Raw genomic sequence first — 1,598 nt, 5'->3', positions numbered from 1 at the left:
TTCTACTATCAGAATCCTTTTCCTGTAGCAAAAGACGATACCGAATACTATCTGTTAACCAAAGACCATGTCTCTGTCAGTGAGTTCGAGGGCGAAAGCGTCCTGAAGGTGGACCCGAAAGCCCTGACCCTGCTGGCTCAGCACGCATTCCGCGATGCCGCTTTCCTGCTGCGCCCGTCGCACCAGAAACAGGTGGCCGCCATTCTCAGCGACCCGCAGGCCAGTGAAAACGACAAATATGTGGCGCTGCAGTTCCTGCGTAACTCAGAAATCGCTGCCCGTGGCGTACTGCCCACCTGCCAGGATACCGGCACCGCCATCATCATGGGGAAAAAAGGCCAGCGCGTCTGGACCGGCGGCGGTGATGAAGCGGCCCTGGCTCAGGGGGTGTACAACACCTACACCGAAGAAAACCTGCGTTATTCCCAAAACGCCCCGCTGGATATGTACAAAGAAGTCAACACCGGCACCAACCTGCCTGCCCAGATTGACCTCTACAGCGTGGATGGCGACGAATACAAATTCCTGTGCATCGCCAAAGGCGGCGGTTCAGCCAACAAAACCTATCTGTACCAGGAAACCAAGGCGCTTATCACGCCGGCCAAACTGAAAAATTACCTGGTGGAGAAAATGCGTACCCTGGGTACGGCTGCCTGCCCGCCATACCATATCGCGTTTGTGATTGGCGGCACTTCGGCTGAAAGCACCCTGAAAACCGTGAAGCTGGCGTCCACCCGCTATTACGACGGGCTGCCCACAGAAGGCAACGAACACGGCCAGGCGTTCCGCGATGTACAACTGGAACAAGAACTGATGACCGAAGCGCAGAACCTGGGCCTTGGCGCACAGTTCGGCGGGAAATACTTTGCCCATGATATCCGGGTTATCCGCCTGCCACGCCATGGGGCATCCTGCCCGGTTGGTATGGGTGTGTCCTGCTCCGCTGACCGTAATGTGAAAGCGAAAATCAACCGCGAAGGCATCTGGATTGAGAAGCTGGAAGATAACCCCGGTCAGTACATTCCGGCAGAGCTGCGTGGCGAAAATGAAGGCGAAGTGGTGAAAGTGGACCTGAACCGCCCGATGAGTGAAATTCTGCAACAGTTGTCGCAGTTCCCGGTTTCCACCCGGCTTTCCCTGAACGGCACCATCATTGTCGGGCGCGACATTGCCCATGCCAAACTGAAAGAGCTGCTGGACAGCGGTGAAGAACTGCCGCAGTACATCAAGGACCACCCGATTTATTACGCCGGGCCGGCCAAGACACCGGAAGGGTATGCCTCCGGCTCGCTGGGCCCAACCACTGCGGGGCGTATGGACTCCTATGTGGATTTACTGCAGTCTCACGGTGGCAGCATGATTATGCTGGCGAAAGGTAACCGCAGCCAGCAGGTAACGGATGCCTGTAAGAAACACGGTGGCTTCTATCTGGGCAGCATTGGTGGCCCGGCTGCGGTGCTGGCGCAACAGAGTATCAAGAGCCTGGAGTGCGTGGCTTACCCGGAACTGGGTATGGAAGCTATCTGGAAAATCGAAGTGGAAGATTTCCCGGCGTTTATCCTGGTGGACGACAAAGGTAACGACTTCTTCCAGCAGAT

General features: G+C 56.4%; 1 protein-coding gene. It reads left to right on the top strand.

Annotated elements, in window-relative coordinates; translation table 11 throughout:
* Positions 1-1,598: class I fumarate hydratase FumA (gene fumA, locus DES37_RS25435; RefSeq protein WP_110028302.1), on the top strand; the 1,598-nt coding region annotated here is incomplete at both ends.

This window comes from Mangrovibacter plantisponsor, assembly GCF_003182475.1.
In the GTDB taxonomy this organism is placed as follows: Bacteria; Pseudomonadota; Gammaproteobacteria; order Enterobacterales; family Enterobacteriaceae; genus Mangrovibacter; species Mangrovibacter plantisponsor.
The sequence above is the reverse complement of the archived record's forward strand: the minus strand, read 5'-3'. Positions and strand labels throughout refer to the sequence as shown.